Source organism: Jannaschia sp. M317 (assembly GCF_025141175.1).
Classification (GTDB): Bacteria; Pseudomonadota; Alphaproteobacteria; order Rhodobacterales; family Rhodobacteraceae; genus Jannaschia.
In genome coordinates, this window is sequence record NZ_CP081155.1 from 1,356,456 (window position 1) to 1,376,594 (window position 20,139).

Sequence of the window (20,139 nt, forward strand, 5' to 3'; positions counted from 1 at the left end):
GGATCAATTTCTTCGAAGAAATTGATCAAATCCTTTGAAGGATTTGACGCGGTCACATCGCGTCGAGATAGGTCCGCACAGCCGTCTGCACATGGCGGAACCGGTCGCCGCCCAGGTGCTTGCCGCCATACCAGCGCGTGACGATGACGACATGATCCTGAAGGCCCTCCCGTTCCAGCATGCGCAGGATGACCATGCCGGCCCCGGCCTCTCCGTCGTCGTTCTTGATGGGCCCTGTGGCCGTCAGCAAGCCCCAGGTGTTGTGGGTCGCACGCGCGAATTTCTTGTCGCGGCAGAGCGCCTTGACCACGGCCTTTGCCGTCTCGGCGTCCGCAGCGGGGGCCCCGGTGACTGCATATTTGCTGCCACGGTCATTGATGTCGAGGGCAAGGGTGCGCATGCGGCCGGGGTATGTCGGCAGGTGGCCTGCCGGGCAAGGTGTATTGTGCCTGCTCAGGATCGGAGGGGTGCCACGGGGCCTTTGCCTACCGCCAGTCTCCGAACCGGTCGAAGGGGGCCGATGCAGCGGCGATGGCCTACTTGTTGGTCAGGCCATCGGACACCTTGCTGACAAGCAGATGCAAGAGAAGCGTCATGATCACGAGCGTGAAAAGGGCGGCGAACATCAGATCGGTCTTGGCGCGTCCGTTGGCCAGCAACATCAGGTAGCCCAATCCCTTTGACGCGCCGACCCATTCCCCGATGACCGCCCCGATGGGCGCATAGACCGCGGCCAGTTTCAGACCGGTTCCCAGGGACGGCATCGCGTGGGGAATCCTGATACGCCGCATGATCTGGCGATTGGTGCCCCCCATCGTTCTGGCCATGTCCAGGATCGCAACCGGCACGCGCGTCAGCCCATCATAGAATGCCGAGGTCACCGGAAAGTAGATGATCAAGACGGCCATCATGACCTTGGATGCGATGCCATAGCCCAGCCAAAGCGTCAGGATCGGAGCGAGCGCGAACACCGGCACGGCCTGGGTGAAGATGAGAAGGGGCATCACAAGACGGTGCAAACGCGCGGACCGGGCCAGCTGGACCGCCGTCACCGCGCCCAGAACGGCCCCGATGATCAGGCCCAGAAGGACTTCGGTCGCAGTGACGCGTGCATTTTCGGCAATCAAGACGCGGTTTTCGATCGCGGCCCGTGCCACCCGCATCGGGGACGGCAGGATGAATGACGGGACACCCGTGACCCAGACGACCCCCTGCCAGATCAAAAGCGCAAAGGCGGCGGCCCCCAAGGCATAGGTCACCCGCATCATGGCGATGCCCGCAGATGCGCAAGCAAAGCCGCCTGACAGGCGATTGTTGCGGGGGCAAACTGGTCGCGGACGGGCGGGTCCTGCGGGGGCTGCCAAACCTGCGCGTCGGTCGGGGTCAGCACGATGATCTGATGGCCAAGGCGCACCGCCTCTGCGGGGTCATGGGTGACCAGAACGACGGTCTTGTCGACCAGGACTTCGGCGGCGAGGTCTTGCATGTCGGCCCGTGTGCTCGCGTCGAGCGCCGAGAAGGGCTCGTCCAGCAGGGCGATGCAGCGATCCTCCATCAGGGTCCGCGCCAGGGCCGTGCGTTGCCGCATGCCCCCCGACAGGGTGTGCGGCCGTTGCTCGGCGCGATCCGACAGGCCGACCCGGTTCAGAAGATGCCTCGCCCGGTCCATATCCGGCTGTTGTCCGCGCAATCGGGCCCCCAGTACCGTGTTTTCCAGAACGCTGAGCCAGGGCAACAACAGATCGGATTGCGCCATGACGCTGACGCGTCCTGCAATCCGGGCCCCGTCGGACGCGATGATCTGCCCGTCAAACTGGCCCGGTCCATCCAGATCGGCGATCACGCGCAGGAGCGTCGATTTACCTACACCGGACCGTCCCAGAATGCAGGTCCACTGCCCCGCGGGCAGGGTCACATCGACGGGCCCGAACAGGGGACGCCCGGCAATGGACTGCGTGCCGCGCAGGCGAAGGGACGGGGCCATTGTCACGCGCCGCGCAATCCCATCTCCCAGAAGGCGACCTCCAGCCGGGTGGCCATGTCGAAACGCGCCTGCAGCCGGGGCCAGCGTGCGGATGTCGTCGGGGCATCGCCCAGACGGTGGGTCACGGCCCGGTCGAGCATTTGCCCCACGGTGACCATCGCGCCCTGATAGCCGTCATCGCAATAGGTGTTGATCCAGTCGCGATAGGGCGTGTCCGGGGCGGCGGTCGCGGCCAGTCGTGTGCCGATTTCACCATATCCGAAACAACATGGTGCCAGGGCCGCCATCAGATCCAGGAAATCTCCGTGCAGGCCGGCATCCATCACATAGCGGGTGTAGGCGATGTTCTCGAACGCCTCGGTCGCGGCGAAAAGCGTGGCCTCGTCGATGCCGGCCGCGGCGCAGGTCTGAACGTGCAAGGCCATCTCGTGATTGACGAGCGCGTCGACGGTGCCCGCACAGACCTTCATTTCGTCCAACGTGTCGGCCTTGACCACGGCCAACGACCAGGCCCGCGCAAAATGCACAAGAAACACGTAGTCTTGCACGAGGTAGTGCAGGAACGATGCGCGCGGCAAAGACCCATCGCGCAGGCCTTCGACAAAGGCGTGATGCGTATAGTCCTGCCACGCACCGCCACAGGCGGCACGCCACCGCGCAAAGGTGTGCCCATAGACCGACGCGGTCATTGCGCGGTCACGTCAATGGCGATGTCGCGGACGGAATTGATCGACGGGATCAGGCCCGCGTCATGCAAGAACGCCTCGAATGCGGCATAGCGGCCCGCATCCATCGCCGTCGGACGCAGGGCAAAGCGGGACAAGGTGTCGACCCACGCGCGCCTGTTCAACTCATCGTTCAGTTCGGGCGCGGTTCCGGCAAAAATCTCCCAGCTCTCAACCGGGTGATTGACGATGTATTGGGTCGCCTTTTCCGTCGCGGCAAGGAACCGCCGGATCATGTCGGGATCCATCGTGGTCTTGTTTGCCACATAGATCAGCTCGTCATAGGGCGGCAGGCCTTCTTCTTCGACGTAGAAACAGCGGCCTGGAGCGCCTTCGATATCCATCTGGTTCAATTCAAAATTTCGGAATGCCCCGATCACGGCATCGACCTGACCCGACATCAACGCGGGCGACATCGACCAGTTCACGTTGATCAGCTCCACATCTTCGAGCGTCAGGCCATGCGTGCTCAGGACGTGACCCAGCACCGCTTCCTCCACGCCACCGACCGAAAAGCCGACCTTGCGCCCCTTGAGGTCGGCAGGCGTTTCGATCGGACCATCCGCCAGCACCAGCAGGCAGCTGAGCGGCGTGGCAACCAACGTACCGACCCGAACCAGGGACAGGCCTTCGTGGATCTGCAGGTGCAACTGGGGCTGGTAGGAAACCGCAAGATCCGCCTGACCTGCCGCGACCATTTTCGCCGGGGCCGATGGATCGGCCGGGGCGATGACCTCTACGGCAAGGTCCTGGTCCGCGAAGTACCCTTTTTCCTGCGCGATGATGATCGGTCCGTGATCCGGGTTCACGAACCAGTCGAGCAGCAAGGTGACTTGATCCTGAGCCGCGACCGGCGCGGCGCACAACGACAGAACCAGTGCATGGATGATGGATTTCATGGGTCTCAACCTCGTGTGGAATAGTGCGCGGCGAAATGATGGGTCGGGCCGTGGCCCGTGCCCACAGACAGGTCCCCTGCCTGCGCGATGGCCCGCGCGACATAGGATTTGGCCGCCGCCGTGGCCGCCTCGGGTCCGAGTCCCTTGGCCAATTGCGCCGCCAATGCCGACGACAGGGTGCATCCCGTGCCATGGGTGTTTTGCGTTTGGGTGCGCCCGGCCTCGTACCAGGTCACGGTGTCGGTCGTGACAAGGCAATCGGGGCTTTCGGGACCGTCAAGATGGCCACCCTTCATCAGCACCGTTTCGACGCCAAGCGCGCAGAGCGCGCGCCCCTGACCGACCATGTCGTCGCGCGTCTCAGCGATGTCGCAGCCCAGCAGATGCGCCGCCTCGGGCAAATTGGGCGTCATCAGGGTCGCCATGGGCAGCAGGACGTCGCGCAGGACCTGCACCGCATCGGGCTGCAGCAAGGCCGCCCCGCCTTTGGCAATCATCACCGGATCAAGGACGATGGGGATGGTCGCGTGCGGTTCAAGCGCCTGCGCAACGGCGACGGCGATGTCCGCGTTCGCTATCATCCCGATCTTGATCGCATCGACGCGGATATCCGCAAAGATGGCCGCGATCTGATCTTTCACAAACTCCGGCGGGACAAGGTGAATGCCTGTCACACCTTGGGTGTTCTGCGCTGTCAGGGCCGTGAGCGCGGCCATGGCAAAGGCACCATTCGCGGAAATCGCCTTGATGTCGGCCTGGATGCCGGCCCCGCCAGACGGGTCAGACCCCGCGATGCTCAGAACGTTCGGGATCATCGGGACTGTCCTGCTGCAAAGCCATCAAATGCGCGCGCGGCCGCTTCGGGATCAGGCTGACCACAGATCGCGGACACGACGGCCATGCCATCCGCGCCGCTACCAAGCACAGCCTTGATATGATTTGCCTTCAGCCCGCCAATCGCGACGGACGGCAAGGAAGACAGGGCCACAAGCTGTGCCAACCCGTCAAACCCCACCGGCTGCGCGTGGTCGGCTTTCGTCGCAGTCCCGAAAACGGGTCCCAGCCCAAGATAGTCGACAACCGCCGGGTCAGCATCGCGCACGGTCTGAGCCGTCTCACAGGACAGCCCGAGGATCTTGTCCGCGCCCAGCATGGCCCGGGCCTTGGCGGGTGAAATGTCGCCTTGGCCGATATGGGCCCCGTCGGCCTTTGCCGCCACGGCAGCGGTCACATCGTCGTTGATGATCAGCGGAACGTCCGTGCCGCGCAGCGCCGTCCTGAGCGCGATGGCGCATTCAATGCGCTGCGCGGTGGTTGCGTGCTTGTCGCGCAGCTGAACCATCGTCACGCCGCCGGCCACCGCACGGCGTACGGTGGCCACGACGCCGGCCTGTTGGCAAAGCTCGGGATCGGTCACCAGATACAGCCGCAATCGGGTTCTGAGCGCTGTCACTATCCGATGGCCCCGGCCAGATCGCCAGGCTGAGCCGCGGAAAGCGCGTCGAGGAAATGCATCTGAAAGCTGCCCGGCCCCTGGGCCAGTTTCGCGGCGGCGGTCCCTGCGATCTTGAAATGGGCCATCGCGGCGAGGGCTGCGTCAAATGCGGGGCCTGTCGCGGCATAGGCCCCCATCAGGGCCGTCTGGGAACACCCCAGGGCCGTGACCTGTGGCATCAGGTCAGAGCCGCCGGAGACATGCGCCTCCTGCTTGCCGTCGGTCAGGTAATCAACCGGGCCACTGATGGCCACGACCGTGCCGAACTGATCCGCAAGCGCCTTTGCGGCCCCCCAAGCGGCTTCGACGCTGTCGCCGCTATCTGCCCCTTTTCCGGTCCCCGCTTCGCCTGCCAGGGCCAGGATCTCGGATGCGTTTCCGCGCACGATGGTCGGACGTTGCGCCAGCAAGCTTTGGGCCGCGCACTTGCGGTAATCCGTGATGAAATGTGCAACGGGATCGAACACCCAGGGGATGTCGTTGGCCGCCGCGCTGGATGCCGCCGCCGTCATGCTTTGCAGCCAGCTTCCGGAGAGCGTGCCGATGTTGATCGTCAGGCCACCACAGATGGGCGTGAACTGCGCCACTTCTTCGGGGGCATGCACCATCGCGGGCGACGCACCTGCCGCCAGCACGACGTTGGCCGCGATATTCATCGCCACGTAGTTGGTGATGCAATGCACCAAGGGTTTCTGGTCGCGCAGGGCGGTCAGCATAACGTCGGGGGTCATGGGTGGGCCTCTTTTTGCGAACGAAAAAGAGGCATGAATTCTGCAGTGCAAAAGACCATAAGACCTCCCTCCGCCAGCATTATCTGGTTCAGGTTCAAAGGGTACGTCTCAGCTTTTCAGCGCCCCTGGTACGCAGATGGCTAGTCGTTCCTGGACGGGGCGTCAAACGGATTTGAGATCCGCGACGACAGAGGCAAGTGTCTGTCTGGCCGCAACGCGGTGCCGTCAGCCCAGCAATCGCTGCATCGCCAGCCCCATCACCTGGCCGCTGTCGACCATGTCCTGCACGCCGATCCATTCGTCGGGCTGATGCGCCAGATCCAGCACGCCGGGGCCGTAGGCGATGCAGTTCTTCAGCCGCCCGATCCGGTCGATGTGTTTCTGGTCGTAGGTGCCCGGCGACACGACGTAATCGGCGGATTTGCCCAGAACCTGCTGCACTGCGTCCTGCACCACCTGCACGACGGGGGCGTCTTCGGGGGTCATGGTGGGCATGACCTCGAACAGGTCGCGGATTTCATAGCGAAAGTCGGGGCGGCGCGCGCGGACGCGTTCCATCATCGCGGTGACTTCGGCTTTTACCTCGGCGATGTCCTCTTCCATCAGAAACCGCCGGTCGATGGTCAGGGTACAGCGGTCCGGCACGCAGGCGGACGGCAGGCCGGTATAATCGGCGTCCTGCACGGGTTCGCCGCCGTGGATCGCGTTCAGGTTCAAGGTGGACTGCCGCGCGCCTTCGGGGACGACGGGCATCGCGGTGCGTTTCCCCGCAAGCAGGGGGAACAACGTCGCCTCCATCTCGTCCAGAACGGCCCCCATGTGGCGCACGGCGCAATCGCCCAGAAACGGCATGGAGCCGTGGGCGATACGGCCCTTTGTTTCGATCTCGGCCCACCAGACGCCGCGGTGGCCCAGGCAGATACGGTCCTTGTTCAGGGGCTCGGGGATGATGACGTGCTGCACCCGGTCGGGGTCGAAGAACCCGCGTTCCGCCAGATAGGCAACGCCGCCGTAGCCGCCCGATTCCTCGTCCGCCGTGGCGCTGATTTCGATGGCCCCGCTGAAATCGGGGTGGATGTCGGCAAAGGCCTCGGCCGCGATGACAGAGGTCGCCAGCCCGCCCTTCATGTCGCAAGCCCCGCGCCCGTAGATGCGCCCGTCCGCCAGTTCTGCGCCGAACGGATCGCGGGTCCAGCCGTCGCCGACCGCCACGACATCGTGGTGGCTGTTGAAATGCAGCGTCTCGCCGGGGCGGGGGCCTTCCAGTCGGCAGATGACGTTCCAGCGAGGGTATTTGTCGGAATCGCCCAAGGCCCCTTCGGCGCGCACCATCTGAACCTGCCAGCCCCGTGCCTGCATCCGCGCGCCCAGCAGGGCGCAGATGTCGTGGTAGTGCAGGCCCGGCGGGTTCAGCGTGGGAATGCGGATCAGGTCCTGGGTCAGCGCCACCAAGTCGTCGCGGCGCGTCTCGATTTCGGTCAGCAATCTGTCCATCGTTCCCCCTGTTTGCACGTGTCACCTGTGCCACGGACCGCATTATCCCCTTGGCGGAGCGGCTGCAAAACGCGACAGTGATCCCCATGTGGTAGGAAGACAAAGATATTCTCAAGACGGGAGGCACCGCGTGGCCGATTTCAATCAGCAGATTCAAGAAAGCCAGAAACAGGTCACGGCGGCACAGTCCAAAATCTCGGAGATTACGAGCCGGATCGAAGCAGCACGCGCCAAGCTGGATCAGGGCATCACCATCGACGTGGAAAACGCCACGTTGGAGGATGTGCACGCCCATACCGACACGATGAACGCAAACATCGCCGAGTTGATCATGGGGCTGGACGATGTGACGGCGGGGTTCTCCAAGGACTTCGACGAGATGCGGTCCAAGACGGGATGGGAAAGCTTCGTCGGCATTTTCGCCTCCGGCAAGTCGGAAGCGATGCGTCAGGAGCGGCTGCGGTCGGCGTCGATCGACGACAAGTTGCAGGACCTGATCTCCAAGTCCGACACGATCACCCAGTTGCTGCAAAGCCAGTTGGCGATGCTGAACAACCAGCGCACCAAGGTGGAAACCAACCTTTCCGGCACCCTTGATGATCGAGAGGCCGCCGTGGCGGAGCTGGAACGCATCCGGGCAGAGATCCTGGCCATGGACCCGCGCCTGATCGAGTTGGAAAACAAGATCTCGGTCGAACAGGACGCCACCGCGCGCACCCAACTGGAAAGCGATCTGGCCGAGGCCAACACACGTCACAACGAATTGGTGCAGGCCGAACAGGTGGCGCTGGCCCGGTCGCAGACGCTGGAGCGCTATATCGAAAAGGGCAAGACCTGGGTGGACAGCCTGCAGAACCAGGCGGCGACGCAGATGGTGCTGATCAACAAGCTGGAAACGGACACCAAGCAGCGGGTCGTGTTGTACGACGCCTTGTCCAAATCGCTGAAGACCGCGCAGCAGCAGGACGTGGCGCACCGGATCAACGAAATCGGCGTGAAAACCGATCAGGAGGCGCAGCAGGCGATGGCCGCGATCGGGGCCGCAACCAACAGCCGGATGGCCGAAATGCTGGAAGCACACGAAGACCACATGGTCTTCGCCCGCGACGTGCTGGAGGCCAAGGCCAAGGCGGACGAACGCTTTGCCCGCCGCTTTCAGGCAATTGTCGAGAAGCACGACAAGAACCTTTATGGCGGATGAGGCGGTGACAGAGTTTCCGCCGGAAATCCTGGCCAGGACCCTCGCCGAAGACGTTGCGCGGCACCCATGACGCTGAAGGAAGACCTGATCCGCGACCACGCGGGCCTGCAGGAAAACCGGCAGGCACGGCGCTATTTCGCGAAGTTCGAGACGATCCTGTCGCATCTGCCCCGCGTCGCCGCCGAGATGGAGCGGGACGGGCGATTGACCCGCCGCGAGTTGGAGGTGCTGGGCCTGCACCTGACCGCGTTGGGCCGGACCTTTCGGGCCTTGTCGCACAAGTATCTGATGACCGGGCGCGACACCGGCGTGTTTCTCGGCTCGCTCACGGTCGACCGCTCCGCCTCCGGGTTTCCGGTGATGCGGGAGTTGATGTCCATGGCCTCTGACGCGGCGCAGGCGGGCGGGGTCGAGGACCGCATTCCCGAGCCGGAGGAGCTGAAGGAGGCGATGCTGGCCGCAATCCTGGGCGAGCGACGCATTCCGACGGATCTGCAATATGCCATGTCCCAGCGGCTGTATCGGGACCTGCTGCTGGATGGCGCGCTGTTCTGGCCACGCAACGATGTCGTGCTCAGGGGGCTGACCTCTGAGCCGCGGGTTTACCTGATGCACTGGTCGGCCTGGGACGGACAGCGCAACCTGCCGGTGATCTGGATGATGGAGGTGGAGGACGTGGGCCGCACGCCCTTGCGCGACGACTTCGCGCGGCTGGCGCGGGTGCAGGGGCATCTGATGGCCCAGGCCCTGCCCGAGTTGAAGCTGCTGACCGTGGCCAAGGGGTTCGACGATGATTTCGACCAGCTGCAGCCCAAACGCCTGCGACGGCTGACCGTGGGGCCGATGTATTCCTCGGCCTACACGCGCCAGACCGAGGGGCTTGGTGCCGTGATGGAGGCCGCGCGCGCCCCGGCGGGCGAGGATTGGGCGCTGGCCTGGACGTTGGAGACGCTGGAAGCGGAGCGGACACGCAGCGAAAGAACCGGATGGTTTTCCTCTGCGGAGCGGGCCGTCTGGGCGTTGGAGCCGTTGGTCGGGGCCGAGACCGGCGCCACACGGATCGAGCGTGCCGCCATCCTGCCCGAGCGGATCTATCAGGCCCTCGTGGAAAGTGGCGCGCCGGGGTTTGCGGATGTCGTCAAATATGTCGTCGGCGGCGGGCGGCTGTGGCGGGCCGGGTGAATGGGGATCACCGGGCAGGGGGGCTCTGCCCGCCGTCGCCATCGGGCGACTCCCCCCAGGATAGTTTGAAAGCAGAGAAGGAACGGGGATGAGCCTGTCCGGAGACGCGGTGGAATTGACAGAAGCGGAAATCGTGGCCCGATACGGCGCCGCGCTGACCCTGCTGGAGGGGTTCGACCATACGCCGCGATTGGCGCGTGCAGAGGCCCCCGCGCGGGCGGAGCGGTCGCCGGGGATCGGCACAAGGTCGCGGTTTCGGTCCACCACGCCGGGGTTGGTGACACGGTCGGGGCCGCGGGCCTCTGGTGTGCATCTGCGCGAGGCTGTGGAGGGCGAAGAGTTGATCTCGCCCACGCGCGCGCACCTGTTGCTGGCGCTGCGCCGTGCGCTGGCGATTGCCATGGCCGTGGGCGGTGCAATCGAGGATCGCAGCGGCCTGGACGGGCTGAAGGCCGCGAACCTTGCCGGGCGATTGCCGTCGCAGGATGCGGGACGGTTTCGGGAATTGCTGGAGGCGGAGGCGCTGGCCGTGGGCCACGTCTTTGCCAACGCGCTGGCCTTTCTGATCGCCCCCTTGCGCGGCAGTGACACAGCCGAGGTCCCCCCGCCGGAGGAAGTGCTGACCGACAATGCGCCCGCCATGCTGGAAGGGCTGCTGTGGGAAATCGACCAGCGGATCGACGGGCTGGACGACGGCGCGATGGTCGCCACCCTGGCCGCGCAGGCGGAGTTGTTGCTGGAGAGGTTGGCCGATCGGGCGCGGGCAGCGGCACGGGCCTCGGTCTATGGCGAGGTCACATATCGGATCGAGGCAGATGACCTGACGCTGAACGGCTTCGCCCCGGCGCTGCGCGCGGCGGGCAAACCGTTGACCATGCAGTTCAAGGCCCCCCACGAGGTGGTGGGCAACCACATCGCCAAGCATCAGGCGCTGAAGCTGTCGAAGATGCTGATGGCCTATGATTTCGACCGCCGCCTGAACCCTTTTGCGGATCTGGGGGGGTTCATCTTCACCTTCATGGGCGACGGGGCGCCGGGCACGGGCAAGACCACCCTGATCCAGATGATGGCCGGGCTGATCCACGGCTATTGCGAGGTGGCGGGCTATCCGTTCCGCTACGAAAACCTGAGCACCGACAGCATCGACAGCTACCAGGGGAAATCGGCGCAGAACGCCAAGGCCTTTATCAATGGGGTGCTGGACCCGAACGTGATCGGCTTTGGCACAATCGACGACATTGACCAGCTGGCGGGCAAGCGCGGCGACCGGCAGGCCAGCGCGGGCCAGTTGGAAATCACCGCCGTCCTGATGGAGAGTTTCGCAGGCGCAAATACCGTCGTGCGGGGCAACTGCACCTTTGGCATGTTCTCGAACTACCCCGAAAACGTAGACGACGCCCTGCGCCAACGGGCGGGCGCGCGGTTCCTGGTGGACGGGCCGCAGACGCAGGCCGACTACATCGACATCCTGGCGCTGCTGCTGGGCAAGCGGCACGACATCCCGCTGGGCGACCACGACTTGTTCGCGGCCCAGGAGCTGACGCGCGCGGTGGCCGAAAGCTACGCCAAACACGCCCGTCCGGCGGAACAGCGTCTGGCCCAGGTTTTCGAAGACGTGCGCGACCGCATCGGGGACCTGGATACGATTGCCAAGATCGGCACCTACCTGAAGGGCATCCAGGAGGCGGACGAACGCTTCACCGGGCGGGCGATCAAGAACATCACAGACGCGGTAAAGGTCCGCGCCATGGACGTGGATCTGCCGGATGACTGGTTCGAGACGGCCGACGCATTCATGCACCGGTCCTACGACGAGAAACTGGCCATGGTGTCAGAGCTGCGCGTGCCGATCACGACAGAGATGGTCCTGCAGGAGGTCAACCGCTACGCCGACAGCGAATTCCGCTATGCCGACAAATCCGACGAGGTGGCCATCGACGCCATGGTCCGCGACATGGGCCGGGCGGAAGAGGCCAAGCGCCGCTATCTGGAGGGCAAGGCATGAGCCTGATCCTGCCGGTTCTCTTCCTGGCCGCGCTGGCCTGGATCGTGCCCTGGGGGCTGGGTCGGGTCCTGCCCGAAGGTCTGGGCTGGCTGATCGTCAACGGGATGATCTCGGTCGTGGCGCTGGCGGTCGGGGCGGGGGCGTTGTTCGTTCTGCTTTACGGCTCGGCAGGGGGCGTGGTCTGGCAGGAGGCGCCCTGGCACTTCGTTTCGCTGTCGGCCCGGTCGGCCATCGTCTGGGGGCCGGTACTGGTTCTGTCGCTGGCCAACCTGCCGCGCGGGTGGCGGGAGGTGGAGTGGTGATGGAACGTTCACGGGCCTTCCCCCCAAGCCAGCCACGGCCAGGCGATAGGGGGCCGACATGCACCGCCTGATCCGCCACGGACTGATGTTCGGGGGCCTCTTCGAGGTGTCCGCCCCGGCGCTGGTCGACCGCTACAACCGCGCGTTGGCGCACCTGATCGGCAAGCGCACCGCGCTCGACAGTTTTCATATCGACCTCAGCGGGTTCTCACCCGAGGTGGGCGATGAATTCGGGGACATGGATTACCTGAACCCCGGCGGCTGCAACCGACAGATCATCCTGCTGTCCACCCAGCAGCGCCACGCCCCCCTGTTGGAGATGAAGTTCTCGACCACGCAGGACATCCTGCGCGCCTTTATCGCCGCCAACGAGGCGCAGTTGTTCACCCTGACCGCGCGGGATGCGGTGGCGGGGGAATTGCAGAACTCCGTTTTTGGGGTGCCGGACCCGGCGCGGTTGCTCGACATCCGTTCGGTGACCGTCGAGGCGGATACCACCACCGGCATCGTGCGCGACGCCGAGGAACTGGACCGCCTCGTTACCCGCTTCCGCGAGGAGGAGGACGCCTGGTGGGACGACGTGTTGGTGGCGCGGATGATCGGGCTGGCGCAGACGACCGGCGATGTGTCCCGCGCGCCCGTCCGGTTCGAAAGCCCGGTTTACCAGCAGGACGATTTCTGGACCGCCCATCACGGGGGCGTCTACATCTTCCGCTCGGTCGAGCAGCCGGCGGTTGTCGCGAACGCGCCCTTCCGCGCGCCGGGGGTCGAGGTTCTGGACCTGGCCGACCGGCATCTGATTGCGACCTTCCTGCGCGCCAACGGTCTGGTCCAGCCCATCGTCGAGGGCCGGGGCCAGGCGGCGGCGGGGATCCTGCGCGAAAAGCTGGACCATCTGGTGATCGACGCACTGGGAGCGATGGGCGAACTGCCAGATCAGGTCGACGACCGCGCCCTGCGCCGTGCGATGCAGCGCCATGGCGCGGCCTTGCCCGCCGAGGTGCATTCCCTGGGCGCGATGCTGGCCTGGGCCGAGGGCCGCGGCGACTGGCCCCATATCGACAGCGGCAACGCCGCCTATTTCCACACGCTGCGCGCCGCGCCGGGGCCTTTGCGCGACCTGGTCAACATGCTGCTGGCCGAACTGGCCCCGCAGGATTTCCGCCAACTGCACATCTGTCACAAGCCGTTGTTCTACGACCGCTACCGCCGCGCGTCCGAGCCGTGGAAGGAATGGGTCGCGGCCCGGCTCGCCAGGGACTACGCTGCGGATCGCGGCGGGGTGTGGGCGCATCTCTATGCGTCGGACGTGGCGCGGCCAATGCCGAAGGTTGCGGCCCGTGTGAAAGGACCATGGGGGTAGAATGCTGGGACTGTTGAGACTGGCCGTTGTTCTGTTGATCGGGCTGACGGTGATCTATTGGGCGCTCGTCTTCTACTTTCGGGCGGGTGAAAAGGACCGGTTGGAGAGGGAATGGGCCGAAACCCAACCGCCTCTGCCGGAGGAAACCTTTGTGCGCAACGGATTGCGCGATTATCAGGGGTCCTTGCGTCGCAAACTGCTTTGGGCTGTCTATATCATTCCCATCAGCGCGATCTGCACGCTGATCTATTACGTGAACTACGCCTGAGGGGGCCTTGCCATGCGGTTTGTGAAATGGGGTCTGGGCCTGGTCGTCTTTGCGGTGGCGGGTGCGTTCCTGCACTATACCCTGCCGCAGACCGATATCGTGCGCGTGGTGAACACCGAGGTGCAGCGCTTCGACTTCGGCGAGAATTCGATCTTCTGGGCGGGCGGTGATGTCGGGGCGGATGGCACGGCCGTCAATCGCGACGTCCGCATCATCGAGACGGTCAAACCCAACGGCCGCCCGTCTGTCTATCGCAACGAGGACACGGGATGGGGCTGGCCGCCGTATTTCAAACTCGACAGCTCGAACCTGCAGACCGAGGCGCGCGACCTCGTGTCGACCTCCGCCGATCCGCAATGGGTGGCGCTGACGCATTACGGCTGGCGGTCGGAATTCCTGACGATCTTTCCGAACGCCGTCGGAATTCGACCTGTCGACAGTCCGGATGCGACGATCATCCCCTGGTTCAACATCATCTTCCTGACGATCCTGGCAGCCATCCTCTGGGCGATCGGCGTGCGCATCCTGAGGTTCCGACGCAACCGCATCGACCCGTTGATCGAAGATGCGGGCGAAGCCTGGGACGAAGCGGGCGACCGGGTCGCCGCCCGCCGAAAAGGTCTGCGTGCCTGGCTGGATACCTGGAAGGGAAAGCCCCGCGTGTGAGACGACCGGAGTTTTCAGATCACACCGTGATGCAGGTCTAGGGCTTTGGCCCCGCTTCGTGTCTGGGCGCAACGCCAAGCTTTGCCGCCGCCGTCGGGTCGACCTTGGTCGGTGCCCAGAGGGGTACGCCCGACCGAAACGCCGCGCGCCCGATCATATGAGCCGCGACAGGGGCGGTGATCAGCAGGAACACCACGATCAGAACCGCACGCGCGATGGTCGGCGCATCGCCGATCCCCGCCGCCACGGCCAGCATGATCAGGCCAGAGGCCAAGGTCCCCGCCTTTGTGGTCGCGTGCATGCGGATCAAAACGTCCGGCAAGCGCAGCAGGCCCAGCCCCGCGATGAAGGCGAAAAACCCGCCCAGCAGGACGCAGGCCGACAGGAACAGCTCAAGCATCCGGGTGCTCCTTCTCGACGGGCGTCGGGGCGATGGTCTTGCGCTCGATGAACCGGGCGAGCGCGACAGTCGCCAGAAAGCCGATCAGCGCCAGGACCACGGCCACATCGAGGAAGGCGGTAGACCCGCTCTCGAAGACGAAAAGCCCGCAGAACGCCACGATCAGAACCGTCATCGTATCCAGCGCCACGACCCGGTCGGGCAGGGACGGGCCCTTGACCAGCCGCAGGAACGACAAGACGACGCCCGCCATGACCATGACAAAGGCGGCCTGTACGGCAAAGGCCAGGATCGGCATGGATTCGATCATCGGTGTTGTGACGGCTTCGTTCATTCCAGCGCCTCCCGCACCCAGCGTTCCATGCCGTTTTCGATGTCGGATGCGATCTTTTCGGGATCGTCGGCGAACATCGCGTGCACGAACAGCGTATTGCAATCCTCGGTGACATCCAGGCTTAGCGTGCCGGGCGTCAGCGAGATCAGGTTCGTGACCAACAGGACCTCTGCCTCGCCCTTCGCCTTCAGCGGCACGGCCACGATGCCGGGCCGGGCCCTGTGGCGCGGGGTCAGAACGTCCCAGGCGACAGAGAGCGAAGAGATGATCAGCTCCCAGTGGAACAGCACCAGCAGCTTGGCCCATCGCCAGACCCGAACGAAGTATCCGCCGCCGCGGTTCTCGAACAGCGGCTGCACAATCCACAGCGCGAAGAACCCTACGACAAACCCCACCGCCAGGCCCGGCAAGGTAAAGGTGCCGGTCAACGCGGCCCAGGCCACGGCGAGGGTCAGGTTCATCAGAAACAGGCTCATTCGCTCGCCCCCAGCACGGCGGTGACATAGGCGGTCGGGTCCAGCAGCTCAGCCGCGGCGCGTTCGGCGACCTGCACGAAGGGTTCCGGGAACAGGCCGATCACCACGGTCATCGTCGCCAGCATCCCGATCGGCAGCAGCAGCGCCATACGGTCCGCCGGCCGCAGGCTGGACAGGGTCGGTGTGCTGCCGTCGGGGTGCGGCTTCCAAAAGGCCTGGCCCCAGATTTTCGTCATCGAGTAGATCGTCATCAGCCCCACGGCCAAGGCGATCCCCGCGACAACCCACATCTGAATATCCATCGACGCCTTCACCAGCACGTATTTTGCCCAGAACCCCGACAGCGGCGGAAAGCCTGCCAGCGAAAAGGCCGGTATCAGGAACAGGAAGGCCAGGAACGGTGCGCCTTTGTACAGCCCGCCAATGCGGCCCAGTTCCGTGCTGCCTGCGATCCGGTTGGCCACGCCCGCGACCAGGAACAGGTTCGCCTTCACGATGATATGGTGGACCAGGTAGAACACCGCCCCCATCAGGGCGAGCGGCGTCATCAGGGCCAGGCCCAGCACCATGTATCCGATCTGACTGACGATATGGAACGACAGGATCCGCCGGAAATCGGTCTGGGCGGCGGCCCCCAGAACCCCGGTCACCATGGTCGCGCAGGCGACCCACAGCAGGATCGTATGGGTAAAGCCAACGTCCTGCGTGAACACCAAGGTGAACATCCGCATCATGGCATAGACGCCCACCTTGGTCAGCAGCCCGGCAAAGACCGCCGAGACCGCGAAACTGGGCGTGTGGTAAGACGCAGGCAGCCAGAAAAACAGCGGGAAGACCGCGGCCTTTACCCCAAAACCCACCATGAACATCATCGCGATCACGGTCATCAACCCGTCGTCGACGGTGGGGACGATCCGGCTCAGATCCGCCAGGTTCAGCGTGCCGGTCGTTCCATAAAGCAGGCCGATGCCCGACAGGAACAGGATCGTCGAGATCAGGTTCAGCGTCACATACTTGATGCCCGCATCCAGCTGCACCCGCTTGCCGCCCAGGATCAGCAGTCCGAAGGACGAGATCAACATCACCTCGAACCAGACATACAGGTTGAACAGGTCGCCGGTCAGAAAGGCCCCCGTCACCCCCGCGATCAGCACCTGGAACAGGGCGTGGTAGCCCAATTGCTCCATCTCGTCGGTGATATCCGACAAGGCGTAGATCGACACGGCCAGCGCGGTGATACCGGTGATCACGACCATCACCGCCGACAGCGTGTCGGCCACCAGCACGATGCCGAAGGGTGCGGGCCAACCGCCCATTTCAGCGGCTTGCGGCCCATAGCGCAGCACATCGGCCAGCAAAAGGACCCCCGCACCCAGCATCACGGCGGACCCGGCGACAGAGATCCAGCGCCCCTCTCCGTTGCGGCGGAACAGGAAGGCCAGAACCGCCGTGGCGAAGGGCAGGATCAGGGGCAGGGGCAGAAGCCAGGTCACTTGGCGGGGTCCTCCGGCTCGGCCAGGCGCATCTGGTCGCTGTTGAGCGTGCCAAGGTTCTGGTAGCCGCGATAAATCAGGGTCAGGGCAAAGGCGAAAAGGCCGAACCCGATCACGATGGCCGTCAGCACCAGCGCCTGCGGCAGGGCGTTGGCCACGCCATCGGGCGGTGCGTTTTCGCCATAGGCGATCAGGGGCGGGGCCTCGGGCGTCAGCCCGCCAGAGGCGAAGATCAGCAGGTTCGCCGCATTCGACAAAAGGACCATGCCAAACAGGAACCGCAAGACGTTGCGCGCCAGCATCAGATAGACCGAGGCCGCGACCAGGACGCCGACCATGATGGCGATCAGGACTTCCATCAGACCTCCTCCTCCAGCGCCAGCACGAGGGTCAGGACCGACCCCAGCACGACCAGATAGACGCCGATGTCGAACACGAGAACGGTGGACAGGGGCACGCCCTTGCTGTCCTCGCTGGGCCACAGGAACAGCCACTGCCCGGTGAACAGCGCGTCGCCTGGTATCCAGGCGGCAACACCGGCCAGCAGCGCGATGCCCAGGCCCACGACGGCGATGGTCTGCGGATCCAGACGCAACGCCTCGCGGGCGGCGCGGCTGCCATGGGCGATGGCGTACAGGATGAAGCCGGTGGACCCGATCAGCCCCCCGATGAACCCGCCGCCCGGTTCATTGTGACCGCGCAGCAGCATCCAGATCGAAAACATCAGCGACAGGCTGACCAACAGGCGCGTTGCCGCGCGAACGATGAGCGAGGATCTCATTCCATCCCCTTTCGTGTGCCGCGCAGCAGGGCATAGGCCCCCAGCGCGGCAATGACGACCACGGCGATTTCGCCGAATGTGTCCAGCGCGCGGAAGTCGACGAGGATCACGTTGACGATGTTGCGCCCATAGGCCAGCGGGGCCGAGGTCGCCTCGAAGAACTCGGTCAGTGTCAGATCGAACGGCGTTGCCATGACCGCCAACAGGATCAGTGTCGTCAGCCCGCCGATGATCAACGCCAGGCCCAGGTCCCAGATCCGCAACGTCTTGACCCGCTCAGGGTTCAAAAGCGGCAGTTTCAGCATGGCGACGGCCACCAGAACGACCTGCAACACCTCGACCAGCAGCTGCGTGATCGCGACGTCGGGCGCGCCGAACATGATGAAGATCAACGCCACGCCGACCCCCACCACGCCCAGCGCCGCAACGGCGGTCATGCGCGAATTGGTGAAGGCCACGATGGCGGCACCTGCGGTGATGAAGATGAGAACCGACCAATGTTTGACCCGCAGGTCATCGCCCAGATCGATGGCGGGCCAGATGCCGCCACGCCACACCGACCAGCCCAGTGCAAAGGCCAGCGTCAGGAAGGTCACGAAGATATAGCGCCGCAACTGCCCGGTCTGGATCACGCGGGTCTGCCATTTGGCCCCGGCGGCAACCCAATCCATCAGCCTGTCCCAACCGGGATCGAAGCGCGACTTCCACCCACCCAGCCAGCCGCGCAGGCGGCCGTGCAGCAGGTAGATGACGAAACCCACGGCAAAGGTCGCCAGCGACAGGATCAGCGCCGTATTCACCCCACCCCAGAGGTAGAGATCCACCTTGACCGGCACCCCCGCCACAGCGGCGGCGGCGGGACGCACCAGCGCCTCGGCGTAGTCGGGGAACAGGCCGAGGCCCAGACCCAGCGCGCCCAAAAGCAGCGGCCCGGTCAGCATCGCGACCCCGCCCTCGTGCGCTTTGACCGGTGTGTCGGCCAGCTTGCCCACAAAGGGCCGCCAGGCCACCACGCCCGCGGCCGCGAACATCAGGGCCGAGGCGGCGAAGGTGCAGGCCGTCACCCAGAGCATTGCGGGATCCGCATCCAACGCGGCCTTGTACATGAATTCCTTGCCAATGAACCCGAACAGCGGCGGTATCCCCGCCATCGACAACGCGGCCAGCCCGGCGGCCAGCGCGGTCAGCGGCATCGCCCGCGCCAGCCCGCGCAACACGGTCGCATCCCGCGTACCCGTGCCGTGGTCCACCACGCCGATCATCAGGAACAGCGCCGCCTTGTAAAAGCTGTGAACCAGCAAGAAGGTCATCGCCGCCTTGACCGCCTCTGGCGTGCCGACGCCCAGGAACATGACCAGCGTGCCCAGCGCCATCAACGTCGTATAAGCCAGCACCTGTTTGATGTCGGTCTGCTTGAGCGCCAGGATCGAGGCAAAGACCGCCGTGACACCGCCGAATACCACCAACGTCCAGAACCAGATGTCTGTCCCGCCCAGCGACGGATTCATCCGCGCCAGCAGGTAGACGCCACCTTTGACCATGGTGGCCGAGTGCAGATAGGCGCTGACCGGGGTGGGTGCGGCCATGGCATTGGGCAGCCAGAAGTGGAACGGCACCTGTGCCGATTTGGTGAAGGCCCCGGCCACGACCAACAGAAAGATCGGCAGATAGAGCGGGTGTTCGGCCAGCGATCCCTCGATCGCCGAGATGTCAAAGGTGCCCGCCGCAAAGCCGATCAGGATGATCCCCGCGAGGAAGGCCAACCCGCCGGTGCCCGTGACCAACAGCGCCTGAAGCGCGTTGCGCCGGGCCTTGGCCTGATCGGCGTCGAAGCCGATCAACAGGTAGGAAGAGATCGTCGTGATTTCCCAAAAGACAAACAGAGACAACAGGTTGTCCGAAAGAACCAGCCCCAGCATCCCGGTCATGAAGGACAGCAGATACGTCACGAACCGCGTGTAATGCACGTGCCCGCCCATGTAGGACGATGCATAAAGCGTCACCAATGCCCCGATGCCCGAGATCAAAAGCGCAAAGCTGAGCGACAATCCGTCCAGCAGGATGCCCGTCTCTACCCCCAGCGATGGCACCCAGGCGAACCGCCAGGCCAGAACCTCTCCGGCGGCGACCTGCGGGACGAACTGAGCGAACCAGACGAACAACGCGGTCGGCACCAGGATCGAGATGATCCCAGGTGTTCCCCCAAGAAAGGGTGCCTTGTCCTGCCCTGCCGCCATTGTCTGTCCCGTATGTTTCGGAGGACTACATAGAGAGAATGTTTGATTGTTCAAACCCACCGAATATATATTTTTCGATAGCCCGTAACTATCGAGGCCCCAG

23 protein-coding genes and 1 riboswitch are annotated in these 20,139 nt (G+C 64.6%); of the genes, 7 read left to right on the forward strand and 16 right to left on the reverse strand.

From position 1 onward, the window contains the following. Nucleotides 1–52 precede the first annotated feature (52 nt). The 9 genes from K3551_RS07015 to K3551_RS07055 all read right to left on the reverse strand — a co-directional run bounded on the left by K3551_RS07015 (nucleotide 53) and on the right by K3551_RS07055 (nucleotide 7,328). Entirely contained in the window at nucleotides 53–400 is a 348-nt protein-coding gene (locus K3551_RS07015; RefSeq protein ID WP_259918762.1) for a YigZ family protein, read from the reverse strand. Nucleotides 401–536: 136 nt separating this feature from the next. Further along, on the reverse strand, nucleotides 537–1,265 hold the full coding sequence (locus tag K3551_RS07020) for an ABC transporter permease (protein ID WP_259919513.1): 729 nt from the start codon (nucleotides 1,263–1,265) through the stop codon (nucleotides 537–539). Continuing rightward, complete coding sequence (locus K3551_RS07025) at nucleotides 1,265–1,990, reverse strand: ABC transporter ATP-binding protein (RefSeq protein ID WP_409197412.1); 726 nt, start codon at nucleotides 1,988–1,990, stop codon at nucleotides 1,265–1,267. The genes K3551_RS07020 and K3551_RS07025 overlap by 1 nt, the downstream gene beginning before the upstream one ends. Next, nucleotides 1,987–2,673, reverse strand: coding sequence for a TenA family protein (locus K3551_RS07030; protein WP_259918764.1), 687 nt, complete (start codon nucleotides 2,671–2,673; stop codon nucleotides 1,987–1,989). Before K3551_RS07030 ends, K3551_RS07025 begins: the two co-directional genes overlap by 4 nt. After that, the gene (locus K3551_RS07035; RefSeq protein ID WP_259918765.1) at nucleotides 2,670–3,608 is read right to left on the reverse strand and encodes an ABC transporter substrate-binding protein; all 939 of its coding nucleotides are present in this window, start codon (nucleotides 3,606–3,608) and stop codon (nucleotides 2,670–2,672) included. Before K3551_RS07035 ends, K3551_RS07030 begins: the two co-directional genes overlap by 4 nt. 5 nt (nucleotides 3,609–3,613) lie before the next feature. Continuing rightward, a complete protein-coding gene (gene thiD, locus K3551_RS07040; protein ID WP_259918766.1) occupies nucleotides 3,614–4,423 on the reverse strand; it encodes a bifunctional hydroxymethylpyrimidine kinase/phosphomethylpyrimidine kinase in 810 nt (269 codons plus the stop codon). Next, on the reverse strand, nucleotides 4,420–5,061 hold the full coding sequence (thiE, locus tag K3551_RS07045; RefSeq protein WP_259918767.1) for a thiamine phosphate synthase: 642 nt from the start codon (nucleotides 5,059–5,061) through the stop codon (nucleotides 4,420–4,422). Before thiE ends, thiD begins: the two co-directional genes overlap by 4 nt. Beyond that, nucleotides 5,061–5,834 (reverse strand): hydroxyethylthiazole kinase, encoded by a 774-nt coding sequence (gene thiM / locus K3551_RS07050; protein WP_259918768.1) that lies wholly within the window; start codon nucleotides 5,832–5,834, stop codon nucleotides 5,061–5,063. The genes thiE and thiM overlap by 1 nt, the downstream gene beginning before the upstream one ends. A 48-nt stretch (nucleotides 5,835–5,882) precedes the next feature. Then, nucleotides 5,883–5,971, reverse strand: a riboswitch (TPP riboswitch). Between the two features lie 88 nt (nucleotides 5,972–6,059). Then, a complete protein-coding gene (locus K3551_RS07055) occupies nucleotides 6,060–7,328 on the reverse strand; it encodes an acetylornithine deacetylase/succinyl-diaminopimelate desuccinylase family protein (protein WP_259918769.1) in 1,269 nt (422 codons plus the stop codon). A 130-nt stretch (nucleotides 7,329–7,458) separates the two neighbouring features. Here K3551_RS07055 and K3551_RS07060 point away from each other — a divergent pair, with 130 nt between their 5' ends. From K3551_RS07060 to K3551_RS07090, 7 genes are all read left to right on the forward strand, one after another. Next, nucleotides 7,459–8,529, forward strand: a complete 1,071-nt coding sequence (locus K3551_RS07060; RefSeq protein ID WP_259918770.1) for a hypothetical protein — start codon at nucleotides 7,459–7,461, stop codon at nucleotides 8,527–8,529. A 66-nt stretch (nucleotides 8,530–8,595) separates the two neighbouring features. Beyond that, nucleotides 8,596–9,711, forward strand: coding sequence for a hypothetical protein (locus K3551_RS07065; protein ID WP_259918771.1), 1,116 nt, complete (start codon nucleotides 8,596–8,598; stop codon nucleotides 9,709–9,711). A gap of 88 nt (nucleotides 9,712–9,799) precedes the next feature. After that, nucleotides 9,800–11,716, forward strand: a complete 1,917-nt coding sequence (locus K3551_RS07070) for an ATP-binding protein (RefSeq protein ID WP_259918773.1) — start codon at nucleotides 9,800–9,802, stop codon at nucleotides 11,714–11,716. Next, the gene (locus K3551_RS07075; RefSeq protein ID WP_259918774.1) at nucleotides 11,713–12,018 is read left to right on the forward strand and encodes a hypothetical protein; all 306 of its coding nucleotides are present in this window, start codon (nucleotides 11,713–11,715) and stop codon (nucleotides 12,016–12,018) included. Before K3551_RS07070 ends, K3551_RS07075 begins: the two co-directional genes overlap by 4 nt. A 58-nt stretch (nucleotides 12,019–12,076) precedes the next feature. Further along, entirely contained in the window at nucleotides 12,077–13,381 is a 1,305-nt protein-coding gene (locus tag K3551_RS07080) for a DUF6638 family protein (RefSeq protein WP_259918775.1), read from the forward strand. 1 nt (nucleotide 13,382) lies between these two features. Then, complete coding sequence (locus K3551_RS07085; protein WP_259918776.1) at nucleotides 13,383–13,649, forward strand: hypothetical protein; 267 nt, start codon at nucleotides 13,383–13,385, stop codon at nucleotides 13,647–13,649. 12 nt (nucleotides 13,650–13,661) lie between these two features. Further along, on the forward strand, nucleotides 13,662–14,315 hold the full coding sequence (locus tag K3551_RS07090) for a DUF1523 family protein (protein WP_259918777.1): 654 nt from the start codon (nucleotides 13,662–13,664) through the stop codon (nucleotides 14,313–14,315). A 37-nt stretch (nucleotides 14,316–14,352) separates the two neighbouring features. On the opposite strand, the gene mnhG is transcribed toward K3551_RS07090, so the two are convergent. From mnhG to K3551_RS07125, 7 genes are read right to left on the reverse strand one after another with little or no spacing between them, the layout of a single operon-like run. Then, the gene (gene mnhG / locus K3551_RS07095; protein ID WP_259918778.1) at nucleotides 14,353–14,715 is read right to left on the reverse strand and encodes a monovalent cation/H(+) antiporter subunit G; all 363 of its coding nucleotides are present in this window, start codon (nucleotides 14,713–14,715) and stop codon (nucleotides 14,353–14,355) included. Further along, nucleotides 14,708–15,049, reverse strand: a complete 342-nt coding sequence (locus tag K3551_RS07100) for a cation:proton antiporter (RefSeq protein ID WP_259918779.1) — start codon at nucleotides 15,047–15,049, stop codon at nucleotides 14,708–14,710. Before K3551_RS07100 ends, mnhG begins: the two co-directional genes overlap by 8 nt. Beyond that, complete coding sequence (locus K3551_RS07105; protein WP_259918780.1) at nucleotides 15,046–15,525, reverse strand: Na+/H+ antiporter subunit E; 480 nt, start codon at nucleotides 15,523–15,525, stop codon at nucleotides 15,046–15,048. The genes K3551_RS07100 and K3551_RS07105 overlap by 4 nt, the downstream gene beginning before the upstream one ends. Beyond that, nucleotides 15,522–17,018 carry a Na+/H+ antiporter subunit D gene (locus K3551_RS07110; RefSeq protein WP_259918782.1) on the reverse strand — a complete coding sequence of 499 codons (1,497 nt, stop codon included), beginning with the start codon at nucleotides 17,016–17,018 and terminating at the stop codon, nucleotides 15,522–15,524. Before K3551_RS07110 ends, K3551_RS07105 begins: the two co-directional genes overlap by 4 nt. Beyond that, the gene (locus K3551_RS07115; RefSeq protein ID WP_259918783.1) at nucleotides 17,015–17,377 is read right to left on the reverse strand and encodes a Na+/H+ antiporter subunit C; all 363 of its coding nucleotides are present in this window, start codon (nucleotides 17,375–17,377) and stop codon (nucleotides 17,015–17,017) included. Before K3551_RS07115 ends, K3551_RS07110 begins: the two co-directional genes overlap by 4 nt. Continuing rightward, nucleotides 17,377–17,799, reverse strand: a complete 423-nt coding sequence (locus K3551_RS07120) for a Na+/H+ antiporter subunit B (protein WP_259918784.1) — start codon at nucleotides 17,797–17,799, stop codon at nucleotides 17,377–17,379. Before K3551_RS07120 ends, K3551_RS07115 begins: the two co-directional genes overlap by 1 nt. Beyond that, nucleotides 17,796–20,036 (reverse strand): putative monovalent cation/H+ antiporter subunit A, encoded by a 2,241-nt coding sequence (locus K3551_RS07125; protein ID WP_259918785.1) that lies wholly within the window; start codon nucleotides 20,034–20,036, stop codon nucleotides 17,796–17,798. Before K3551_RS07125 ends, K3551_RS07120 begins: the two co-directional genes overlap by 4 nt. Between the last annotated feature and the right edge of the window lie 103 nt (nucleotides 20,037–20,139).

What these genes read in the sequence shown, in the direction of transcription:
- K3551_RS07115 (WP_259918783.1), bottom strand. Translation starts at nt 17,377, where the DNA reads ATGGAAGTCCTGATCGCCATCATGGTCGGCGTCCTGGTCGCGGCCTCG.
- K3551_RS07085 (WP_259918776.1), top strand. Translation starts at nt 13,383, where the DNA reads ATGCTGGGACTGTTGAGACTGGCCGTTGTTCTGTTGATCGGGCTGACG.
- K3551_RS07020 (WP_259919513.1), bottom strand. Translation starts at nt 1,265, where the DNA reads ATGCGGGTGACCTATGCCTTGGGGGCCGCCGCCTTTGCGCTTTTGATC.
- K3551_RS07065 (WP_259918771.1), top strand. Translation starts at nt 8,596, where the DNA reads ATGACGCTGAAGGAAGACCTGATCCGCGACCACGCGGGCCTGCAGGAA.
- K3551_RS07090 (WP_259918777.1), top strand. Translation starts at nt 13,662, where the DNA reads ATGCGGTTTGTGAAATGGGGTCTGGGCCTGGTCGTCTTTGCGGTGGCG.
- K3551_RS07100 (WP_259918779.1), bottom strand. Translation starts at nt 15,049, where the DNA reads ATGAACGAAGCCGTCACAACACCGATGATCGAATCCATGCCGATCCTG.
- K3551_RS07075 (WP_259918774.1), top strand. Translation starts at nt 11,713, where the DNA reads ATGAGCCTGATCCTGCCGGTTCTCTTCCTGGCCGCGCTGGCCTGGATC.
- K3551_RS07030 (WP_259918764.1), bottom strand. Translation starts at nt 2,673, where the DNA reads ATGACCGCGTCGGTCTATGGGCACACCTTTGCGCGGTGGCGTGCCGCC.
- K3551_RS07125 (WP_259918785.1), bottom strand. Translation starts at nt 20,036, where the DNA reads ATGGCGGCAGGGCAGGACAAGGCACCCTTTCTTGGGGGAACACCTGGG.
- thiD (WP_259918766.1), bottom strand. Translation starts at nt 4,423, where the DNA reads ATGATCCCGAACGTTCTGAGCATCGCGGGGTCTGACCCGTCTGGCGGG.
- mnhG (WP_259918778.1), bottom strand. Translation starts at nt 14,715, where the DNA reads ATGCTTGAGCTGTTCCTGTCGGCCTGCGTCCTGCTGGGCGGGTTTTTC.
- K3551_RS07105 (WP_259918780.1), bottom strand. Translation starts at nt 15,525, where the DNA reads ATGAGCCTGTTTCTGATGAACCTGACCCTCGCCGTGGCCTGGGCCGCG.
- thiM (WP_259918768.1), bottom strand. Translation starts at nt 5,834, where the DNA reads ATGACCCCCGACGTTATGCTGACCGCCCTGCGCGACCAGAAACCCTTG.
- K3551_RS07015 (WP_259918762.1), bottom strand. Translation starts at nt 400, where the DNA reads ATGCGCACCCTTGCCCTCGACATCAATGACCGTGGCAGCAAATATGCA.
- K3551_RS07035 (WP_259918765.1), bottom strand. Translation starts at nt 3,608, where the DNA reads ATGAAATCCATCATCCATGCACTGGTTCTGTCGTTGTGCGCCGCGCCG.
- K3551_RS07070 (WP_259918773.1), top strand. Translation starts at nt 9,800, where the DNA reads ATGAGCCTGTCCGGAGACGCGGTGGAATTGACAGAAGCGGAAATCGTG.
- K3551_RS07120 (WP_259918784.1), bottom strand. Translation starts at nt 17,799, where the DNA reads ATGAGATCCTCGCTCATCGTTCGCGCGGCAACGCGCCTGTTGGTCAGC.
- K3551_RS07080 (WP_259918775.1), top strand. Translation starts at nt 12,077, where the DNA reads ATGCACCGCCTGATCCGCCACGGACTGATGTTCGGGGGCCTCTTCGAG.
- K3551_RS07055 (WP_259918769.1), bottom strand. Translation starts at nt 7,328, where the DNA reads ATGGACAGATTGCTGACCGAAATCGAGACGCGCCGCGACGACTTGGTG.